A 21,481-nucleotide genomic window follows, 5' to 3' on the forward strand; every position below is an offset into this window, starting at 1 on the left:
GTTAGTTGTATAAATAAAAGATTAGAAGTGACGTATAAAGTTATCAAGTAAGCTTAGACCATGTTCTGTCAAAATGGCCTCAGGATGAAATTGCACCCCTTCCAAGGCCAAATCAGTGTGGCGCATTGCCATTATCTCATCTACATCGTTATTCATAGTCTGCGTCCAAGCGGTGATCTCAAAGCATTCAGGCAATGTACGTTTATCGACTATCAATGAATGATAACGGCATACGTTAAGCGGGTTAGGCAACCCTGCAAACACACCTTTTCCTGTGTGTTGAATGGGCGATGTTTTACCATGCATGACGGTGTGTGCTCTTACCACATCCGCCCCTAGTGCCTGAGCAATAGCTTGATGGCCCAAACAGATACCGAGTATAGGTATATCACCCTTAAATTGTTCAATTACCGACAACGAGATACCCGCTTCATTTGGTGTGCAAGGACCCGGAGAGATCACAATATGCTCTGGATTTAGCGCTTTGATTTGTGCAAGGCTAATAGCATCGTTACGCTGTACTAAGACCTCTTGATCCAAACGTTGGAAATACTGCACTAAGTTATAGGTAAATGAATCGTAGTTATCAATCATTAATAACATAGAAATTTCCATAAAAAAGCCAGGCGCAAGCCTGGCTAACTACAATACAATAAGTTATGGACGAGGGATAAAGCCTACCGCATCATATACAGCCTTTAATGTTTGCTGTGCACGCACGCTCGCCTTTTCTGCACCTTGTCGCATAATATTATCTAGAAGAGTACGGTCTTCACGAATAGCTCTAAAACGAGCTTGGATCGGCTCAATCATCGCAACCACAGCGTCAGCCGTGTCTTTTTTCAAGTGACCGTACATTTTGTCTTCATACTCAGGCACCAACTCTTCAACTGAACGTTTTGTAGCAACAGACAGCAAAGTTAGTAAGTTTGAAACACCTGGCTTTTCATCTCTGTCAAAGTAGATACGGGCCTGTTCATCCGAGTCAGTTACTGCTTTTTTTAGCTTTTTCTCAATTTTCTTTGGCTCATCCAAAAGCATGATAAACGCATTTGGATTGTCATCTGATTTTGACATTTTCTTTGATGGGTCTTGCAGACTCATCACCCTAGCACCAAGGTCAGGTATGTAAGGCTCGGGTATCTTAAATACCTCACCATAGAGGTTGTTAAAGCGGGTTGCGATATCTCTGGTTAGCTCCAAATGCTGCTTTTGATCTTCGCCAACAGGCACCTGATCAGCTTGATACAACAAAATATCCGCCGCTTGTAATACAGGATAAGAAAACAGACCAACATTGACGTTATTTGCGTGTTTAGACGATTTATCTTTAAACTGCGTCATGCGGTTCAACTCACCCATTTGGGCATAACAATTCAGTACCCACGCTAATTGCGCATGTTCTGGCACTTGTGATTGTACAAACAGCGCCGCTTTTTCAGGATCAATACCACAGGCTGTGTACAGCGCAATACCATCCAATACGCGCTCTCTCAGCAAATGGGGCTCTTGACGAACAGTGATCGCATGCAAGTCAACTAACATAAAGAAACTTTCATGATCTTGTTGTAAGTTAAGCCACTGGTTAATGGCACCCACGTAATTGCCTATCGTCATACCACCGGTTGGCTGAATGCCACTTAACACTACTGGTTTAGTCATGATGTTCCTTTATTTAATATATTATCGCTGAGTTAAAATGGGGATTATATCCAAGAAATCGTCACAGAGGTACTGTGGATTAAGATCTTGTAAATTGACCCCTTGATGATAACCATAGGTTAAGGCTATCACATCAATGTTGGCATTATGAGCAGCCACAATGTCACTTTTAGAGTCACCAATCATTATCACATCTTTGGATTGTAATCCCAAGGCAGTACAGGCATTTAACAGAGGTTCAGCCGAAGGCTTTTTACTACCGTCATCACCACAAATCAGCACCTCAAAATGCGCGCTTAACTTAAGTGTATGCAACAAGGACTCTGTAAAAGAGCGATCTTTATTTGTGATCAAAGCTTTAGGAAACCCAGCCAATGCGGCTAATCCCGTTTCAACATGAGGATACAGGCTCGCGTATTGCCCTGCCAGTTGCCCATAATGACTTCTGAAAGTCTGAATGGCAAGGTCAATTAAGGCCGCTGGCAGTTCAGGGTTAACTTCAATACTGCCACTAAGTCCGCGCTTAACGAGTGTATCAATACCATTGCCAACCCAACTACACACTTGTGCATAACTGACGATGGGAAAAGCGACTTCTGTCAGAGTGAGATTTAACGCAATGTACATATCTTGGGCACTATTTACTAAAGTGCCATCCAAGTCAAACAAAATGCCTTGATAACGCATAAGTTGTTATACCTTTGCCAGTTCTTCACGCATCTGTGTTATCACCGCTTCATAGTCTGGTTGATTAAAAACCGCCGACCCTGCAACGAACATATCGGCACCAGCTTTCGCAACCTCGGCAATATTTTGTGCTTTAATGCCACCGTCAACTTCTAAACGAATATCTCTACCGCTGGCATCTATCAATGCTCGAACTTGACGAAGCTTATCTAACGTTTGTGGTATAAAGCTCTGTCCTCCGAACCCTGGATTAACCGACATCAATAAAATAACATCTAGCTTATCTATAACATAATCTAGATAATGCAATGGTGTAGCAGGGTTAAGCACAAGCCCAGCCTGACACCCGTGCTCTTTGATCAGGCCTATTGTTCTATCAATATGTTCACTGGCTTCTGGGTGGAATGTAATAATATTCGCCCCAGCCTTGGCAAACTCAGGAATGAGCGAGTCCACAGGCTTGACCATCAAGTGTACATCAATCGGTGCGGTGATACCGTAATCTCGCAACGCTTTACATACCATGGGACCAAACGTTAAGTTCGGTACATAATGATTATCCATTACGTCAAAGTGAACAACATCTGCCCCTGCCTTTAATACCTTTTCGACGTCTTCTCCTAAGCGCGCCAAATCAGCTGATAAAATAGATGGTGCGATTAAATAGTTAGATTTTTTCTGCACAATAAAGCCCTTGTTCCTCGGTGTTAACGTGCCTACTTTACCTTATTTTGCATTTTCGACACAGCATAAAAGTCCACACTATGAGCTGTTAGGCAATTTAAAGCTCCAAATCTGACCGATTTTCGTTTGTTTCATGAGCAATTATTGTGTAGTATTTAATGATAACCGTTGGGTGGAGTAATACTATGTTGGGTCGGCTTAAAACACGGATGCTTGTGCTCGGTGCAATTGTAATTATGTCAGTGGGTGTATTATCTCAAGACGAAAGTACAACTGCAGTAACCAAATACACTAGTTGCACATGTGAAACCTCACAAAACAATGATTCGAGATACTGTAGACAAGAGTCTGAGGTAAACTGGTATTCTTGGTTCAGAGGCGAGAGCGGTAGCGCACAATTTCATTATCTAGATTTACTCGAACTGCTACTTGGCTCAGATAGAAAGAGCGACAGTGGTTTAGCGTCTAGCCTCTAGTCAACCATGAACTGGCTAAGGGTAGTACAAAGCGTGATAGCAGCGCTCTTTGGCGTGCAAAGCGACAAGAAGTATCACGAAGACTTTGAAAAGCCCAAAGCTCTACCATACCTGATTGTTGGGATTATCTTAGTCACCACGTTTGTCGTTGCGCTGAGTATCATGGTTAACTACATCGTCCCCTAGTTTTGTGGGATGTGTTGTACATGGCCATTAGCTCATTTACTTTATTTCTACCCGCCCCTTTTGGACTAATCGTTCTCTTCACTTGAATAACATCTAGCTGAGCTTGGCTATATATTTTTCGTGTCCACACTGTGTCATGATTTGATATCAGCACAGGAGTTTTGTGTGAAAACGCCGTTTGCTCCGCTAAGTTGGCTAAGTTAGCTTGATCATCTAAATCAAAGCCACCTTTTGCATATGAGGTAAATGATGCGGTTTTACTCAGAGGCACATACGGTGGATCGCAATATACCACAGCATTGCTGGGTAATTTCCGAAACACATCCGCATAACTTTGGCACGTGAAAGTCGCTTGCTGCGCCTTATTGGCAAACGCATAGAGTTCTTTTTCTGGAAAATAAGGACGCTTGTATTTACCAAATGGTACGTTAAAAATGCCTTTTAGATTGTAACGACAAAGGCCATTGTAACCATGACGGTTCATATATAGAAACAGAACTGCGCGCTCATAAATATCAACACTTTCGTTAAACTGCAAGCGATACGCGTAGTATGCATCTGGGTGATTATTTAGCTCCACAAACAACTTTTTGGCATCACTGACAAATTCTTCAGGCTGTCGCTTCAGTTCGTTATATAGGTTAATCAAATCAGCATTAATATCATTCAAATAGTAATGCTTAAAATCTGTGTTTAGAAATACCGATCCAGCTCCAACAAATGGCTCGACTAACGTATCGGCATCTTGACTTGCGACTTTCAATCGTCGAGCAATATCTTCAACCAAACTGTATTTACCACCTGCCCATTTAAGGAAGGCCCGAGTCTTTTGTTGCATGCTGATTCTGTTTATAAAAATTGTGGAGCGATCTTACACTAAAAGTCGATAATTACCGAGTGGACTGGCGAATTTCCTGTTTTATTTTATCCACTTTTTTGAAAAATGGCTGACCACTTAAAACCTGTTCTGATAGAGCGGTTCTAACCGACTTGGCTTCTTCTAACGTTGCATAAGGGCCCAATACAACCACCCACCACTGACTGCTGGCACGTACCGTGCGATAAACCTTCACATCACCAAGTTGATGCTGGGCAATAAACTCCACCGCCACTTGAGCATCTTTCACCGCCAATAACTGTACGGTCCACTCACTATCCTTTTTTGTTAGCAACCATTCACTATCATCTTCTAGCTCGTTGTTTTCAGGCTTCTTGCTTGTACTTGGTGCTTCCTCAGGTATGGTTGTGCCAGCTTTTGCATCAGCCGCAGCCTGATGTTTGCCTTGTTCTATCAACTTTACCTGTGCATTTGGTGCAGCTTCTCTGTCTTCTGGTGTTTGAGAGTCGCTTGTAGTCTGCGTAAGATCACTATCAAGTGCCGATACTATCGCTTGAATATCTTGTTGACTCTGTGCCATGTCATTCGATGTTGTATTGGGCTGCTCACGCAACAGCTTCGGCTCGCTTTGCGTCTCGGGCTGTCGTTGAACAGGCGTGGTCACCACATCCTCGGTGCTGTTCTTTTGCGGTGGCTCAGCTTTTATTGCAGCTACGGTTGGTAGTACAGTATCGACTTCACTGCTCACAGAGTTGGTAGGAAGCAATCCTGTTAGCTCTTTTTGATATATCAACGCCACCATTAATAACGCCAATAATACGCTGAATAAAACCAAATGCCACGAGGACTTTATTGATTTTTTATGCTGCGGCCTTAGCTCAACTTGTTGCTCGCTTTGCCATTGCAGAAGCAGTGCGGGGTTGCCTTGACATGCATTCAAGAAAGTCTGAAAGATCGGATCTTCTCGCATTGGTAACTGTTTGAAAAACATGCTCATCAGTTTTACAGATTCCATTGATGAGAGTGGTTCGAGATGAATATCAAGTGCATTTGGTAGCATATTTGGCGTTTGTGCGGTCACCAAGATGTAAAGTGTGACAGGGGAATTTTTCGCCAGTAAAGCAAGCTGTGCAGCCATTTCTTCCGACAAATGCCTAGCTCCATCAAGCACCCATAAACAAGGCTCACATGGATTTTGGCGATACAAATTTATGAAGTTCTGAGTTAAAGACAGGTGATGATCTATCAATGGCCCACGAAAGCTGTGTTGTAACAGCTCAGTCATCAAATCTACGTCTTTGGTCGAGGCCGATAACTGGATAAACGCTTTATTAAATTCTGGGTACTTATCGGTAATAAAAGACTCTGCGATGTAGCTTTTTCCTAAGCCAGAAGGCCCGACCAAGCAGATAAGGTTCTGCCCATATTCAAACTGCAAAGCGATTCGATCTACTAAAGCAGATCGACTGGGTAGAATTTGCGACTGCATTAGCGGCCTATTAGCAAACTCACCGTGTCATCAGACACATCATCAACCAAGGCACATGTACCTAATGCCGTTGGTACTATAAAGCGAATGCGCCCTTGTTTATTTTTCTTATCTTTACGCATATGCGTTAAAAACTGTTCAGCTGTCATATCCGTAGGCACCTCTGTAGGTAACTGGTAACTGGCTATCAATGCTTCAACTCTAGCAACTTCCGCACCAGTTAGGGCGTCTCGTAACGCCGCCAGTTTAACAGCAAGCATCATACCCGCAGCAACCGCTTCTCCGTGCAACCAATTACCGTAACCCATTTGTGCTTCAATGGCATGACCAAAAGTATGACCTAGGTTTAACAACGCTCGCTGCCCGGCTTCAGTTTCATCCTGCGCGACAATCTGCGCCTTAATCTGGCAACAACGATATATCACTTGCATCACAACATCTTGCTGCAAGCTGGATAACTCATCGTGTTTTTCTTCAAGAAATGTTAAGAACTGCACATCATGGATCAAACCATATTTGATGACCTCTGCCATACCAGCCGCAAACTCTCTAGCAGGAAGCGTCGCCAAACTCTCGGTATCGATAAACACCGCTTTTGGTTGATAAAAAGCCCCTATCATATTCTTGCCCAGCGGATGGTTCACTGCGGTTTTTCCACCGACCGAAGAGTCGACTTGTGACAATAGAGTTGTTGGTATTTGAATAAACGGTACCCCACGTTGGTAACATGCGGCTACAAAGCCCGTTAAATCACCAATAACACCGCCCCCCAGCGCAATCAAACTCGTATCTCGACCACAGTTATTCTGTAATAGGAAGGCATTTATTTGCTCAAACGAGTCTAGGGTTTTGTATTGCTCACCATCAGGTAAAATGAAATGCAGTGGCTCATAATTATCAAGCGCACTTAAAAGGCTATCTAAATATAGTGGTGCAACTGTTTGGTTGGTAATGATGACAGGACGACATTGACCAATGTATTCGGTCAGCCGTCCAGCATCAGCTAGTAAGTTTTGACCTATGTAGATAGGATAGCTTCGCTCGTTTAAATCTACCTTCAACTCAAGCATCTATCCCTCCTAGGTGATCAAAATTAGAAATCTAGCTTTTCTATGATTTGGTTTGCAACAACCTTTGCACTTTGCTCATCGGTGCGTACCACAAAGTCTGCTACTTCTTTGTACAGAGGTTCACGCTCCTCTGCTAAACGCTCTAGTACATCGCGTGGCGCCTCTTCTGTTTGCAGTAGAGGGCGACGTTTGTCACGTTGTGTACGAGCAACTTGCTTTTCAATCGGTGTCTCTAAGTAAACAACAATACCGCGTGCCGATAATTTGTTGCGCACTTCTTTGCTTACCACAGACCCACCACCGGTAGCTAAAACTATACCTTGCATTTCTGTCAGATCTGAAATTACGCTTTCTTCACGTACTCGGAAACCTTCTTCGCCTTCAAGATCGAACACCCAGGCAATATCTGCCCCGGTACGGCGTTCAATTTCTTGATCCGAGTCGAAAAATTCAAGGTGTAATTGATCAGCAAGGTGACGACCAATTGTGCTCTTACCAGCCCCCATCGGGCCTACTAGAAATATATTACGTTTCTCAGCCATATCTTTTTAGTACTAACGAACTCTAAAATTTGAAATAAAACCCCGCCTAACGACCTGGCCCCAAAATTAAGGAGGGGATTATCTCAGTAATCCACGAACGATTTCAAGTCAAATAGTATAAAAAGCAACTACAGTACGTAAATTCGTTCAACTATGTAGCAATTACTGATTGTCCAGCATTATTTTTGGGGTAACAAAAATCAGTAATTCTTTTTTCTCGTTTATTTCACGCGTATTTCTAAACATTGCACCCAAGTACGGAATATCGCCCAATAAAGGGATCTTACTTACCGCACTGGTAATTTCTTGTTGATAAATTCCACCCAACACGACCGTTTGACCATTATCGACCAATACCTGGGTCTGAATTTGCTGGGTGTTAATCGCTACAGCTGGGCCATTAGGCGTCTGCACATTATCACCACGAGTATCCTGTGTGATCACTAAGTCTAGAATAATTTTATTATCTGGTGTGATTTGTGGCGTCACTTCTAAGCTCAACACCGCTTTTTTGAAGCTAACGGAAGTCGCACCACTTGATGCCGCCTCCACATAAGGAATTTCTGTCCCCTGTTCTATTCGCGCCTTTTTCTGGTTTGCAGTGGTAATACTCGGTGTAGCGATGATTTCCCCTTTGTTTTCTTGCTCCAGCGCTGATAACTCAAGATCAATCAACGTACCATCCGCAAGTTTTGCAATATGCATCCCAATCGTGCCCGCCGAAGTGCCCGCTACTGGTAAGTTTACGTTCAAACGATTTGCAAGATCTGGAATTTGCCCATTTGAAAGCTGCTCAGCGCCAATCAAGTTACCAGCGATGGCGTCAGTCCCCTGCTGATCGCTAAAACCCCAGCGTACTCCCAAATCTTCTTGGACGTTATCTTTAACCGTCACCATGCGAGACTCAATGCGTACCTGTTTGACTGGCACATCCAGTGTCTCAACCATACGGCGAATACTTTCGATGCTACGTGCACTATCCTTGATCAACAAAGTATTGGTGCGTTTATCAACAGATACGCTGCCACGTTCACTGACGATACTATTGATGTCAGTTTTCAACAGGTCCGCAAACTCCTCAGCCTTGGCATAGTTAAGTTGAATATACTCACTATAAAGCGGCTCTAAATCTTCTACTTGCTTACGTGCTTGCAACTCCTTCGCCTCACGTGCCGCCAACTCTTCAGAAGGTGCAATCATCAAAATGGAACCATCCATTCGCTTGTCCAGCCCCTTAATCCTAAGCACCACATCAAGTGCCTGATCCCAAGGTACGCCATCCAAGCGCAAGGTGATATTTCCAGATACCGAGTCACTGGTTACTAAGTTAAAATTATTTGTATCGGCAATAATCTGTAGCACTGAGCGCACCGGTATATCTTGAAAATTCAGCGTAATAGGTTGTCCTTGATAGTTTTTATTCAAGCCAAAACTACGCTCTTCGGTATCTTTTTCCACGGTTAAGGTAAAGATATTGTCCAACTGCTGATAGGTATACTTAAATGCACCGTTGGGCTCTATAACCAAACGACTTTTGTTACTCTCTCTGAAAGTTTCTATTCGGCTTACAATCGTGCCAAAGTCCAGTACATCCAGTTCGTAAAGTAAATCGTCAGGAATAGTAATATGATGAAAATCAGCGTAAATCTTACCTCCGCGCTCTTGCACATCTATCGCGGCCTGTGGATTTTCTAAAAATGCAAGAACTTTAGCCTCGCCTTTTTCACCGCGCCTAAAGTCAATCGATTGAAGCTGATTGTTGTGCGTACTCGTTACCGTATCGTCACCGGATGCAATCGGGTTATCCGATACCAATATGTAAGCGATGTTATTCTTAACGTGCGTTTTATAGAGCTTCAGTTGTTCCATGTGCACACTCACCGTCAGCCCTTCATCATTCAGCGCGCTCTCAATAAATTTGATACCCGCCTTGTTGACTTCCAGTGACTTGAGACTTTCTTCGAACTCAACCCCAGGGAAAAACAGCTCTAAACGCGCAGGATCAGCTAAGGCTTGAACTTGAGGCTCTTCAGCAAGTTGTTCATCAAACACCAACTCCAGTTGTGTTTCCCCATCTGGTATTGGGTTGTAGCGAACATCATAGAGCATAGGAAGCGCCTGAACCCACCCTGTCATCATAAGTAAAAAGCTCAAAAAGACATTTTTAATGCTCAATTTATTCCCTCTCAGGGCCATATTCACACTACCTTTATTATTGTTCACTCGCGTCGCTCTCTTGTACTTCACGGATCTCTACCCGCGACAAGCGCTCTTTCCAGCAACCACTACCATCGGGGATAAGTTCTAATAATTCTATAAAGCCCGGCTGCACGTTTATAACCTCTCCATGGTAAAGCCCCATATATTGACCACGTTTGATTTTATATAAACCTTGATCCGAAGCCTTTATCAACGCCCATGTGACATTTTTCGTTGCTATTGTACCTTTCATAGACAAGGTGTCTATGGGGTACTTTTCTAATGGATCCCTTGCTCTATCTGGGTCCGGATGTAAACAGTTTTGCACTTGAATCATTTTGCTTTCTATCACTTCTGGTTCAGGTGCTACAAATGGGCTTCGCAAATTGTGGGCAGTATATGCAAAGTGCGTAAAATCACGCATATGTGGTACTGGCTCAACCTGCGGCGTTGCGCTTGCTTGGATCTGATCGATAAACTCTTTTTGTTCTGCTATATCATCGTTACAACCCACCAGCAGTAGTAACGTTAAGAGTGACCAAATGTTGTACCTCGTCATGACTCATCACCTTGCCCGTAGCGATAAGTCTTAGCTACCACACTAAATATCAAATTATTATTGCCAGCATTCTCTATTCTAAAGTCATGTAAACTAACAATTCGAGGGAGCTGTGCAACCTTACTGACGAATTCACCAAATTCATGGTACGTGCCAATCACTTCTAATTTAATTGGCAACTCAGTGTAAAACTCTTTCTTATTCTCTGAAAGCCAACCTATTTTTAAAAATGTTAACCCGCTAGACGTACCAACATAGGTTAAATCATCCAATAGACCCGGCGTTTCATTTGATGAAGGCAGTTGACGTAACAATTGTGCAAACTGTGCCTCCATGTCTTTCATTTGTTGGCGATATAAATCAAGGTTATTCGCTCTAGCATACTTCACTCTGTAGCTATTACGTAGCTGAACCTCTTGTTTTACCACATGTTCGTAGCGCTTGATTGACGTTGACACTAACAGGCTATAACCAACCGCAAATGTGATCACGACCACCAGCACACAACACATCAACTTAACAGCAAACGGCCACTCTCCGATGTTATCTAGCTCTATTTCATTCCAGTCTATGTTTTGTAATGATTTTAAATCAAAGTTCACTCTCTAATCTCACTGGTAACGGGTTACTGAGCACGTGCTTCAGTGTCTATTTCTCGAAAGGGCTTTACATAAAAATGCATCGTAAAGTCACTTAATAAACGAGAATTTTGCTCACCTGTGACAATGCCCTGAATGGTTGGTCGCTCAAGCAAATATGAGCTTTCAACGCCACGTAACATTTGCGATAGGCGATTATTCGATTCACTTCGCCCAACCACTTTAATTAAATTTTCTTTGCGCTCCAGACTCGTTAAATAAACCCCTGCAGGAACAACCCGAACTACCTCATCAATAATCTGCGTCCCCAAATTACGATTACTTTGTAACTCCTCAATCAGATTGATACGCCGTTGCAGGTTTTCTTTTTGCTGACTCAAGTCGTTGATCTCTACAATACGGCTATCCAACTTCGCCACCTCGGCGCCCAAGTAATTATTTTTTACCTGCTGCCCTGCGGTAAGGCTGTCGTAAAACGAACCTATCAAATACAAAATAAGCATCACCACGACAATATTCACCGCAATGATGGTTAAAAACTTTTTCTGTGATTCCTTTCTGCGTTGGTCACGCCAAGGCAATAAATTTATATGTGGCATGAAGAAAAGCTCCTCAATGCAAGCCCCGTAGCAACGGCAAACTGCGGTTTGTGGCGCTCTAACACATTGCGGTCTACTTTAGGCGCTATATCCATATCGGCAAATGGATCGGCAACAATAGTATGAATGCCTAGTTCTTCAATCAATAACCTGTCGAGACCTTCCACTAATGCTGTGCCGCCGGTTAGTACAATATAATCCACTTGCTCTTTGCCACTGCTGGTCATAAACATCTGCACCGCTCTTCTGACCTGTTGCAGCAAAGCGGTCTGAAACGGAGCTAGCACTTCAAAAATATAGTTAGGAGGCAAGTCTCCGGTTGTTTTGGCTATCTCTGCTTCATCAAACGACTTGTTGTAATAGGCAACAATGCTATTTGTATACTGCTCTCCACCAAACACCTGATCTCGGGTATAAATTGTCTTACCAGACAGTACCACACTCACTAAACTGATCACTGATCCAATATCAAAGATGGCAACCGTTTTATCAAACGCATCTGCTGGGAGCTGCCCGTACAAGACACTAAGAGAGCGACTTAAGGCATAGTTTTCCACATCTACTACTTTGGCTTGCAACCCACCTTCTTCCAGCGCGCCCACCCGTGCCTCTACGCTCTCAGTGCGTGCCGCTGAAAGTAATACGTTCATCTTGGAAGGATCTGCCTCGTTGACAGAAACCTTTTCGAAATCAATACTCACTTCATCCAGAGAATAAGGGATCAAGCTATCTGCCTCAATCGCGATTTGCGACTCTAATTCAGCATCTGTTAATGCCACGTCCATAAAAATCACTTTCGTGATCACTGTCTGGCCTGATACTGCCACCGCAGCAAAGTGGGTCAATCTTGGGATGCGTTTTTTAATTTTACCTATCACTCGACCAATTGCTTCAATATCTTGAATCGCACGCTCAGTGATCGCTCCTTTTGGAACTGGCTCAATTGCTACCGCCTCAACTCGGTAGCCTGCCTCCGATTTAGATAGCAGCACAGCCTTTACACAATGAGAGCCGATATCAATACCGATCATCATTGGAGCTTGCTTCTGGAATAAATTACTGAGCATGCGCGTGGTCTTTACCCTTTGTTTTAACTTTGAACAAGTTATAATTATAACGACAAAAAATATTAATCGTTTTTTATTCAAGATATACTAGCAGTGTCTACCTATAATTGGGAGTCTAACTAGGGAACATTCCGTGACTTTATTGAGAAGAGCAATACAATTTTTCATCGTTATGAGCATTTTGGCTCTGCTAACGTTAATCAGTCTTTATTACTATGTCAAATCAGATATACCAAGCGTAGAAGTACTACGTGACGTACAGCTGCAAACCCCAATGCAAGTCTTCACTCAGGACGGAAAACTTATTAATCAATTTGGCGAAAAGCGCCGTATTCCGGTCAAAATTGAAGACATTCCAGCTCCCATGTTACAGGCTTTTTTGGCCACCGAAGATAATCGTTTTTATGAACACTTTGGCGTTGATCCCATCGGGATTGTACGCTCTGCATTTGTACTGATCAGCACCGGACAAAAGAAACAAGGTGCCAGCACCATAACCATGCAATTAGCACGAAACTTCTTTTTAACCCGTGAAAAAGCGTATATCCGAAAGGTTAAAGAGATTTTTATTGCGCTACATATTGAGCAATTACTGAGTAAAGACGAAATTCTTGAACTGTATTTAAATAAAATTGAACTCGGTAATCGTGCATTTGGTATCGGCGCAGCAGCGCAAGTCTATTATGGCAAGCAATTACACGAGTTAACCTTAGCGCAAATGGCCATGATTGCAGGTTTACCTAAAGCTCCATCTGCCCTAAACCCAATTCGCAACCCAAGACGCGCCAAGCTACGTCGCAACGTGGTTTTAGGCAGAATGCTCAATGAGAAATACATTACCAAAGCACAATATGATGACGCTCGAAGCGCGCCAATCACCGCCCGCTTTCACGGTGCTGAAATTGAGCTGTATGCACCTTACATAGCAGAAATGGTGCGTAGTTATATGGTGGAGACCTACGGAGAAGATAAAGCATACAACAGCGGCTTTAAGGTATTTACTACGGTAGAGTCTTCCATACAAGAAGCTGCGCAACAGGCATTAATCAACAATTTACACAGTTACGATATGCGTCATGGCTACCGTGGTCCAGAACGCATACTTTGGAGTGCGGAGCAATCGCCACTAAGCACCACCGAGATCTTAGGTACACTGCGCAAAGTGAAGGAAATTGACCCTCTAAAAGCTGCTGTTGTGGTAGATGTTGCTGAACAAAGCGCCACTGCACTGTTGAAATCAGGTGATTACATAACCCTCCCTTGGTCTGGTTTAAGTTGGGCGAGAGCCTACATTTCAGATACTCGTCAGGCGCTACCACCACAAACAGCAACCGAGATACTCACACCGGGGATGCAAATCTGGGTGCGTCAATATGAGCAGCAATGGCAACTTAGTCAGTACCCAAGACCTGCCAGTGCGTTAGTGTCAATGGATCCACAGGACGGGCGCATAAAAGCCCTTGTGGGTGGATACAGCTTCGCACAAAGCCAATATAACAGGGCGACTCAAGCCAAACGACAAGTTGGCTCTAATATTAAGCCTTTCGTATACTCCGCTGCATTTGAAAATGGCTATACGCTAGCAACCATCATCAATGATGCGCCAATTAACCAATGGGATAAGAGTGTAGGCGTGGCATGGCGTCCAAAAAATAGCCCTGAAGTTTACAATGGGCCCATTCGTATTCGCCGAGCGTTAGCGCAGTCTAAAAATGTGGTATCAGTGCGCTTACTTAAGGGGGTTGGGCTAGAACGCACCGCCGATCACCTACTGAAGTTTGGCTTTGCAGATCAAGATATTAATCGCAGCGAATCGCTAGCGCTAGGAAGTGCTGCCATTACTCCTTTAGAAATGGCGCGAGGCATGAGTACCTTTGCAAACGGTGGACACCTGATAGAGCCATATTTCATCCAAGAACTACAGGATGCATTTGGCAATACTCTGGGTAAAGCCGAACCGCTAATCGCTTGTGACGAGCAACAATTGGAAACACATCCACAGCGCTGCGCTCCAAGGGTAATTTCTGAACAGAATGCCTTCTTAGTCGCAAGCGCCATGCACAGTGCAATCTGGGGCGGCGGCAGCTGGCGTCATAAAACTGGTTGGACAGGCACTGGTTGGCGTGCACAAGCGTTGAAACGCCGTGACTTGGTGGGCAAGACGGGCACCACAAACGATTCTGTTGATACGTGGTTTAGTGGCTTTAATCGCAATGTACTAACCACGGTCTGGGTCGGCTTTGACGATGCAGGTAAACCGCTGGGACGTGCAGCTTATAACTCAAACCTTGATAGTAATCAGATTGTTGGGGCTGAGTCAGGGGCAACCACAGCACAACCTGCATGGGTTGAGTTTATGCGCGCCGCACTGGCCGACCAGCCAGTGGCACCAATAGAGCCACCTCCGGGTTTGATCTCAACGCGTATTGATTTGAAAACGGGCCTTTTGAGTAACAAAAATGATCACACCAGCCGCTTCGAGTATTTTGAGTCAGGCACGGCACCGACTAAATACGCGTTGGATGAGGATAACAGCACACCGTTTGACGATGAACCGATACAAGAAGAGCTATTTTAAGCATTAAAAAAGGCGATAGAAATATCGCCTTTTTTGTATTTCCCACAGGTTCACTTCAGCCTTTGTGTCAGCCAGTATAAATCGGAATGGATCCCAGCTGCTGTGACTTCTTTCCCCGCACCAGGACCTTGCAATACCAAGGGATTACTCTCATACCAGATGCTCTTAATGACAAAGATGTTGTCACCTGGCGTTAGGTGCGCAATGGCTGAGTCTTTTGCAACAAAGGCGATACCCACTTTAGCGCTCACTTTACCTTGTTCATCTATACTCAAGGAACCGGTGTAACGTAGCACTTGATTTTGCGCTTTTGCTTGTTGATATTGCTCAGCGTAGAAGGCATCAAGTTGCTCACGACGCGTCAGGAATTCATCCCAACTGCCTTGCGCCATATCTTCAGGCATAAGTGGCTGCAACGCGATATCTTCTAAATCTAACGTTAGGCCAATGTCGCGTGCTAAAATCAGCAGCTTGCGCTGCATGTCTCTGCCAGATAAATCTTCTCGTGGATCGGGTTCCGTATAACCCATTGCTTGTGCTTGTACGACCAACTCAGAAAACGCTGTAGAGCCATCAAAGCTGCTACATAACCATGAGAGTGTCCCAGAAAACACACCATCTATCTGCGTTATCTTATCACCACTGTGCTGCAAATCAGCTAAAGCAAAATTAATCGGTAACCCCGCCCCAACACTGGTGTTATAACGCCAAAATAGGTTGCGCTCGGTTAGCTGCTCACGTAGGTTCTGGTACCAAGTATTGTCTGCTGTGCCTGCGTACTTGTTGGCACTAATCAAATGGCAATCTTGCTTAATAAACTGCGGATAAAGATGACTGAATGCTTCACTTGCGGTGATATCTATCACTACCTTATGTTCGTAGTCTAACTCGCCAATTCGCTCAATTAACTCACTATTTGCATAGTCAACTGCTTCATTTTGCCATTGCTGTTTCCAAGTATCTATTGCAATGCCGCTAGCCGAAAACAACATTTTCCCAGAGCGAACCAAAGCAACCACTTTAACGTCAAACTGCTGTTTTAGATGAGCAACTTGACGCTGACACTGTGCTACAAATACCTCACCAACGTTACCTAAACCAGCAATGATCACGGCAAGCTCTCGGCCTTTGTTCACTAACTTGTCATGTAAGATGGCCAGCACATCGCTATCAATCGCTTGGTCGGTTAAAAACAACACATATTCATCATCGCTGTGTAAAAACCTCACAACCACATTTTGTTCATTCAGTAACTGTGTAGCTTGCACCTGTAGCTGAGCAACATCGCTTGGCGCAGCAACCACAGCAAAGCCTTGTAGCGCACTTTCCACGATATTTGCGCGTCCCGATAATGCTTGCAGCACTTCGTGTGTATGCGCGGCAGGAACCAGTATGTAACATTCGCCTTGCGCTATAAAATGATGAATGCTGTGCTGGATTAGCTGGCTTAACTCACCCACTTCCCCCTGACGCAAAGCGTCCACTCTAATGAGATCCAAGTCTTCAAAAGTAGTGATGAAGCGCTTTGCCTTGCTGTAGCCTTCTTTGACAATTTCAGTCGGTGACGCCTCTACATCAAAACTGCTACGTACTTGCAGTTTAATCTTGGTATTTTTCAAAGGAGACAAAGTTTTTGCATGTAGCACTGGATTGCCCAAGCGAGCTAATAGATGCGCCTGAGATCTACACACCTTGGGGTACTTTATTGCACTTGCAACCTTACGTGGGTCGGTGCTGAACACGCCCTGCGTATCCGTCCAGATAGACACCGCATCGGCATCAAGGTAGTTGGCGAGCAACGTCGCACTATAATCACTGCCATTGCGCCCCAACGTCACGGTTTGATGCTCCACATCGCTGGCGATAAAACCTGTGACCACAAATAACGCATTCGCTTGGAGCAACTCCTTACAAGCTTGTTTATTCTGTTGGTGTAACAGCTGGCCGTTGTGCAAAGTAAACAACTGTCTCGCATCAACGTGCTGAGCTGCAAACCCTAATTGTGTTAACAGGTACGCCAACACTCTTGCTGACCAAAGCTCACCATGAGCTAGCAAAGTGGCTTCATGTAACACCCCATGTTTAGCTTGTTCAGTAATGGTTTGTAGTTCATTATCTAACTGCGCGAGTAAATCGCTGCGATTGTGACCTACAAACAAGGCTGCGATAAGCTCACTTTGATGATTTTCCAACTGTAGTAAAATATCGCTGAACCCTTGGTTGTCATCTTGCTTATAGCTTTGCCAAAGCTTTACTAAGGTGTTGGTGGTTTTCCCTGCGGCTGACACCACAACACAGTCACCAGCTAGGCACTGGCCCAACACAATTTGCGCTACTGCTTGATAACGCGCGGCAGAACTTAAGCTAGAACCACCAAATTTATGTACAACTTTTGTCATCGTCTTACCACAATGCCGTATGAGCCGGCGTTAACTTAAATGCTTTACCTTCATCTGATGCGTGTGCAGATCCAGGCTGTACTTTTGCAAAGGCTTGTTCAAGATCCTTGACGAGATCCTCTACATCTTCAATGCCGACGGAAATACGGATCAAGGTATCACCAACACCAGCTTCTAATCTAGCTTGCGGCTCCATTCCTGCGTGCGTCATGGTCGCAGGGTGACATATCAAGCTTTCAACCCCACCCAGTGACTCAGCCAGTGAGAACTGCTTTAAGCTCGTTAAAAACGCAGCAGAGTCCTTAAGACCACCTTTAATATCAAAGCTCATCATGCCACCAAAACCCGACTGTTGCTTCTTAGCAAGTTCATGCTGTGGATGAGACTCCAAGCCCGGATAATAAACTTGACTGACATAAGGAGACTGTTCAAGGTATTTCGCAATAACCAGTGCATTCTCTTGATGCTGCTTTAAACGAATATTTAAGGTGCGTAACCCTCTTAGGGTTAGGTAGCTATCAAAAGGCGCTCCCGTAATGCCGATATTATTCGCCCACCAAGCCAGCTCCTCACCTAGTTCTGCAGTTTTAGCAACAACCGCACCTCCAACAACATCCGAGTGACCATTAATATACTTGGTTGTAGAGTGCACCACAATATCTGCACCTAGCTTGATCGGATTTTGCAATGCAGGGGATAAAAATGTGTTATCGGCCGCTACCAGTGCTCCTGCTTGTTTAGCAACTTTGGCTACGGCCTCAATGTCAGTGAGTCGTAAAATAGGGTTGCTCGGTGTTTCAATCCAAACCAACTTAGGCTTTATCGTAAGGATCTGCTCATAACTTTGCGCTTTTGTAAGATCTAATACCACGAGCTTTAGCAACCCACGTTTTTGCAAAGAGGTAAATAAACGATAGCTGCCACCGTAACAATCATGGGGGATCACTAAAGTATCATCATGGTTGAGTAGCTGAGTGACTAAGTGCACTGCGGCCATTCCCGTTGCAGTAATAATGCCTCGCTCTGCGCCTTCCAACTGCGCTAACGTTTGCGCCAAAATATCGCGGTTTGGATTACCGCTACGACCATAGTCATAATCACGTTTGGTATCAAAATCAGCAAACGAATAAGTCGTAGACAAATATAACGGCGGCACAACAGCACCGTGGTGCTTATCAGCATCAATGCCATAACGTACTGCGATGGTAGACTTTCCACTCTCACTCATATCATCACCTAGATAGTTGGATGTTTAGACGTCTAAAAGGTTAGATGATCAAAAGTTAGAAGTCAAAACATTTATACCTCTAAATGGCTATTTAACTAGTATTTGACTATCTTTTTTAAACCGATAAAATTTCGCCACTTAACAAACTTGTATTGCTAATAAGACTGCGTTTTTGAATAAACTATCATAGGTATATCTAGGAGTTTATGCCATATAGTGAGTAAACGCGTTGACGAACCCAGTCTTATTAGCATTCCCAACACTGAGGCAATAACAACACTATGGCTAAATGGAATGGTGAGTATATTCACCCATATGCAGAGCACGGTAAAAAATCTGAACAAGTAAAAAAAATAACCGTCTCTATCCCGCTAAACGTATTAAAAGTACTTACTGACGAACGCACACGCCGTCAAGTAAACAACTTGCGCCATGCCACAAACAGCGAACTATTATGTGAAGCTTTTTTACATGCTTTTACTGGCCAGCCGCTACCCAGTGATGAGGACTTGAGAAAAGATAATCCTGAAAAGGTGCCAGAAGAAGTACGTAAGATCATGGAAGAGATGGGGCTTGAAGTACCCATCATCAACGAAGAGTAAACAACTTTCGATGAAGCCCTCTTTTTCTCAATAGAGCTTCATTAATCACTATTCATGCCAAAGTTTGTAGCCGTAGATAACAACATCTAGAGGCTACAACTTACTGGCGCAGTCATAGCCGAAAGCGCCTATTATCGGTGCTCACAGTGCCTGCTCGCGCTATTTAAACATAGACCAAAATACATCTGTATCGGCCTGACCCGTTGTTACTTTCTAGCCGAATAATTCTCACTGTATTAGATACTAACCTTTATAAATGCATGCTCTTGTTCAACCCCTTATATCCTGCCAACTAAAAGTTGAAAACGATAGGTTGAATTCGAGATATGTAAACAGGCCTCGGACACGAAATAAAAACATCGCCCAACACGCAAAAAGCCCCGACCGAGGCCGAGGCTTTTGAAAACAAAGTTTAACTTAGTTTAAAACTAAAATTAAGCTTGCTTAGGACGTGAAACTACTTCAACTAAAGTCCATGATTTCTTTTTAGAAATCGGCGCACATTCACGGATAGTAACTGTATCGCCTGCTTTAGCAGTGTTGCTTTCGTCGTGTGCGTGCAACTTAGTTGTACGCTTGATGAATTTACCATAGATAGGGTGCTTCACCTGACGCTCGATAGCAACAACGATAGATTTGTCCATCTTGTCGCTTAGTACACGACCTTGAAGAGTACGGATCTTATCGCTCATTATGCACCTGCCTTCTGGTTGATAACCGTTTTAACACGCGCAATATTGCGACGTACTTTTTTCAGCTCGTGAGTTTGAGCTAGCTGACCAGTGCTCACTTGCATGCGCAGGTTGAACTGCTCACGTAGTAGCTCTAGAAGTTCAGCATTTAGCTCTTCTACGCTTTTGTCTTTAAGTTCGCTAGCTTTCATCACATTACCGTCCGAGTTACAAATGTTGTTTTGAAAGGTAATTTACGAGCAGCTAGGTTGAATGCTTCACGAGCAAGCTCTTCAGAAACACCTTCCATCTCGTAAAGTACTTTGCCTGGCTGGATTTCAGCAACCCAGTACTCAACAGAACCTTTACCTTTACCCATACGAACTTCAAGCGGCTTTTCAGTGATTGGCTTGTCTGGGAACACACGGATCCAGATTTTACCTTGACGCTTGATGTGACGTGTCATAGCACGACGAGCTGCTTCGATTTGACGAGCAGTCATACGACCACGACCTGTTGCTTTCAAGCCGAAAGAACCGAAGCTTACTTTGTTACCGCTGTTTGCAAGACCACGGTTGCGGCCTTTATGCACTTTACGGAATTTTGTACGTTTTGGCTGTAACATTAATCGCTACCTCTTACTTAGCACTTTTTTTGGCTTTCTTCGGCGCACGTTTAGCTGGCTTCTCTTGCTCTTGAACTAGTGGTAAACCACCAATTACTTCGCCTTTGAAGATCCAAACTTTAACACCGATGATACCGTAAGTGGTTAACGCTTCAGAAGTTGCATAATCGATATCAGCACGTAGAGTATGTAGAGGTACACGACCTTCACGATACCACTCAGAACGTGCGATTTCTGCGCCGCCTAGACGACCGCTTACTTCAACTTTGATACCTTTAGCACCAATGCGCATTGCATTTTGTACCGAACGCTTCATAGCGCGACGGAACATAACACGACGCTCAAGCTGAGATGCGATGCCATCTGCAACTAATTGTGCATCTAGCTCTGGTTTACGTACTTCAGAAATATTGATCTGAGCAGGTACACCCGCAATCTTAGTTACAGCTTGACGAAGCTTTTCAACGTCTTCGCCTTTTTTACCGATAACAACACCAGGACGAGCTGTGTGAATTGTTACACGGATTGATTTAGCTGGACGCTCGATAACGATTTTAGACACAGAAGCTGCTTTCAATTCCTTAGTAAGGTATTGACGCACTTTGTGATCGCCAAAAAGCTGTGCAGAGAAATCTTTTGTATTCGCGTACCAGGTAGAAACCCAAGGTTTAGAGATACCTAGGCGAATACCAGTAGGATGAACTTTTTGTCCCATTACTTA

Annotated in this window: 23 protein-coding genes; 4 read left to right on the forward strand and 19 right to left on the reverse strand. The window is 44.0% G+C overall.

Annotated features, from left to right (window positions below; all coding sequences use genetic code 11):
• Nucleotides 1-21: 21 nt before the first annotated feature.
• The 4 genes from BET10_RS14915 to rpe are packed head-to-tail and all read right to left on the reverse strand — an operon-like array spanning nt 22 to nt 3,033.
• On the reverse strand, nt 22-603 hold the full coding sequence (locus tag BET10_RS14915; RefSeq protein WP_070986388.1) for an anthranilate synthase component II: 582 nt from the start codon (nt 601-603) through the stop codon (nt 22-24).
• 54 nt (nt 604-657) lie between these two features.
• Nucleotides 658-1,662 carry a tryptophan--tRNA ligase gene (trpS, locus tag BET10_RS14920; RefSeq protein ID WP_070986389.1) on the reverse strand — a complete coding sequence of 335 codons (1,005 nt, stop codon included), beginning with the start codon at nt 1,660-1,662 and terminating at the stop codon, nt 658-660.
• 21 nt (nt 1,663-1,683) lie between these two features.
• Entirely contained in the window at nt 1,684-2,349 is a 666-nt protein-coding gene (locus BET10_RS14925) for an HAD-IA family hydrolase (protein WP_070986390.1), read from the reverse strand.
• Between the two features lie 6 nt (nt 2,350-2,355).
• Nucleotides 2,356-3,033: a ribulose-phosphate 3-epimerase gene (gene rpe / locus BET10_RS14930; protein WP_240503705.1), complete on the reverse strand. Its 678-nt coding sequence runs from the start codon at nt 3,031-3,033 to the stop codon at nt 2,356-2,358.
• Between the two features lie 185 nt (nt 3,034-3,218).
• Between rpe and BET10_RS14935 the strand changes: the two genes are divergently transcribed.
• The gene (locus BET10_RS14935; protein ID WP_070986392.1) at nt 3,219-3,509 is read left to right on the forward strand and encodes a hypothetical protein; all 291 of its coding nucleotides are present in this window, start codon (nt 3,219-3,221) and stop codon (nt 3,507-3,509) included.
• 33 nt (nt 3,510-3,542) lie between these two features.
• Nucleotides 3,543-3,695 (forward strand): DUF2970 domain-containing protein, encoded by a 153-nt coding sequence (locus BET10_RS14940; RefSeq protein WP_237125913.1) that lies wholly within the window; start codon nt 3,543-3,545, stop codon nt 3,693-3,695.
• On the opposite strand, the gene BET10_RS14945 is transcribed toward BET10_RS14940, so the two are convergent.
• The 9 genes from BET10_RS14945 to BET10_RS14985 all read right to left on the reverse strand — a co-directional run bounded on the left by BET10_RS14945 (nt 3,676) and on the right by BET10_RS14985 (nt 12,657).
• Entirely contained in the window at nt 3,676-4,533 is an 858-nt protein-coding gene (locus BET10_RS14945) for a Dam family site-specific DNA-(adenine-N6)-methyltransferase (protein WP_070986394.1), read from the reverse strand. The two genes, BET10_RS14940 and BET10_RS14945, sit on opposite strands and share 20 nt — an antisense overlap.
• A gap of 52 nt (nt 4,534-4,585) precedes the next feature.
• Complete coding sequence (locus BET10_RS14950; RefSeq protein WP_070986395.1) at nt 4,586-6,022, reverse strand: SPOR domain-containing protein; 1,437 nt, start codon at nt 6,020-6,022, stop codon at nt 4,586-4,588.
• Complete coding sequence (aroB, locus tag BET10_RS14955) at nt 6,022-7,092, reverse strand: 3-dehydroquinate synthase (protein ID WP_070986396.1); 1,071 nt, start codon at nt 7,090-7,092, stop codon at nt 6,022-6,024. Before aroB ends, BET10_RS14950 begins: the two co-directional genes overlap by 1 nt.
• Nucleotides 7,093-7,115: 23 nt before the next feature.
• Entirely contained in the window at nt 7,116-7,634 is a 519-nt protein-coding gene (gene aroK, locus BET10_RS14960; protein WP_070986397.1) for a shikimate kinase AroK, read from the reverse strand.
• Between the two features lie 162 nt (nt 7,635-7,796).
• Complete coding sequence (locus BET10_RS14965; protein ID WP_070986398.1) at nt 7,797-9,830, reverse strand: type IV pilus secretin PilQ; 2,034 nt, start codon at nt 9,828-9,830, stop codon at nt 7,797-7,799.
• A gap of 16 nt (nt 9,831-9,846) precedes the next feature.
• Nucleotides 9,847-10,392 (reverse strand): pilus assembly protein PilP, encoded by a 546-nt coding sequence (locus BET10_RS14970; protein ID WP_070986399.1) that lies wholly within the window; start codon nt 10,390-10,392, stop codon nt 9,847-9,849.
• Nucleotides 10,389-10,994: a type IV pilus inner membrane component PilO gene (locus tag BET10_RS14975; RefSeq protein ID WP_070986400.1), complete on the reverse strand. Its 606-nt coding sequence runs from the start codon at nt 10,992-10,994 to the stop codon at nt 10,389-10,391. The genes BET10_RS14970 and BET10_RS14975 overlap by 4 nt, the downstream gene beginning before the upstream one ends.
• Nucleotides 10,995-11,017: 23 nt before the next feature.
• The gene (locus tag BET10_RS14980; protein WP_070986401.1) at nt 11,018-11,590 is read right to left on the reverse strand and encodes a PilN domain-containing protein; all 573 of its coding nucleotides are present in this window, start codon (nt 11,588-11,590) and stop codon (nt 11,018-11,020) included.
• Nucleotides 11,578-12,657 carry a pilus assembly protein PilM gene (locus BET10_RS14985; protein WP_070986402.1) on the reverse strand — a complete coding sequence of 360 codons (1,080 nt, stop codon included), beginning with the start codon at nt 12,655-12,657 and terminating at the stop codon, nt 11,578-11,580. Before BET10_RS14985 ends, BET10_RS14980 begins: the two co-directional genes overlap by 13 nt.
• 133 nt (nt 12,658-12,790) lie before the next feature.
• Here BET10_RS14985 and BET10_RS14990 point away from each other — a divergent pair, with 133 nt between their 5' ends.
• A complete protein-coding gene (locus tag BET10_RS14990) occupies nt 12,791-15,235 on the forward strand; it encodes a penicillin-binding protein 1A (RefSeq protein ID WP_070986403.1) in 2,445 nt (814 codons plus the stop codon).
• A gap of 50 nt (nt 15,236-15,285) precedes the next feature.
• On the opposite strand, the gene metL is transcribed toward BET10_RS14990, so the two are convergent.
• Nucleotides 15,286-17,634, reverse strand: a complete 2,349-nt coding sequence (gene metL, locus BET10_RS14995) for a bifunctional aspartate kinase/homoserine dehydrogenase II (RefSeq protein WP_070986404.1) — start codon at nt 17,632-17,634, stop codon at nt 15,286-15,288.
• A gap of 4 nt (nt 17,635-17,638) precedes the next feature.
• Nucleotides 17,639-18,862, reverse strand: coding sequence for a cystathionine gamma-synthase (gene metB, locus BET10_RS15000; protein ID WP_070986405.1), 1,224 nt, complete (start codon nt 18,860-18,862; stop codon nt 17,639-17,641).
• A gap of 281 nt (nt 18,863-19,143) precedes the next feature.
• Between metB and metJ the strand changes: the two genes are divergently transcribed.
• Nucleotides 19,144-19,464 carry a met regulon transcriptional regulator MetJ gene (gene metJ / locus BET10_RS15005; protein WP_070986406.1) on the forward strand — a complete coding sequence of 107 codons (321 nt, stop codon included), beginning with the start codon at nt 19,144-19,146 and terminating at the stop codon, nt 19,462-19,464.
• A 434-nt stretch (nt 19,465-19,898) separates the two neighbouring features.
• On the opposite strand, the gene rpsQ is transcribed toward metJ, so the two are convergent.
• Genes rpsQ through rpsC form a run of 4 tightly spaced genes read right to left on the reverse strand, consistent with a single transcriptional unit; the run spans nt 19,899 to nt 21,475 of the window.
• On the reverse strand, nt 19,899-20,156 hold the full coding sequence (rpsQ, locus tag BET10_RS15010; protein ID WP_070986407.1) for a 30S ribosomal protein S17: 258 nt from the start codon (nt 20,154-20,156) through the stop codon (nt 19,899-19,901).
• Nucleotides 20,156-20,347 (reverse strand): 50S ribosomal protein L29, encoded by a 192-nt coding sequence (gene rpmC, locus BET10_RS15015; RefSeq protein WP_070986408.1) that lies wholly within the window; start codon nt 20,345-20,347, stop codon nt 20,156-20,158. The genes rpsQ and rpmC overlap by 1 nt, the downstream gene beginning before the upstream one ends.
• Nucleotides 20,347-20,760 carry a 50S ribosomal protein L16 gene (gene rplP, locus BET10_RS15020; RefSeq protein WP_070986409.1) on the reverse strand — a complete coding sequence of 138 codons (414 nt, stop codon included), beginning with the start codon at nt 20,758-20,760 and terminating at the stop codon, nt 20,347-20,349. Before rplP ends, rpmC begins: the two co-directional genes overlap by 1 nt.
• Nucleotides 20,761-20,773: 13 nt before the next feature.
• Nucleotides 20,774-21,475 carry a 30S ribosomal protein S3 gene (rpsC, locus tag BET10_RS15025; RefSeq protein ID WP_070986410.1) on the reverse strand — a complete coding sequence of 234 codons (702 nt, stop codon included), beginning with the start codon at nt 21,473-21,475 and terminating at the stop codon, nt 20,774-20,776.
• Nucleotides 21,476-21,481 lie beyond the last annotated feature (6 nt).

Source organism: Pseudoalteromonas amylolytica, assembly GCF_001854605.1.
Lineage (GTDB): Bacteria > Pseudomonadota > Gammaproteobacteria > Enterobacterales > Alteromonadaceae > Pseudoalteromonas > Pseudoalteromonas amylolytica.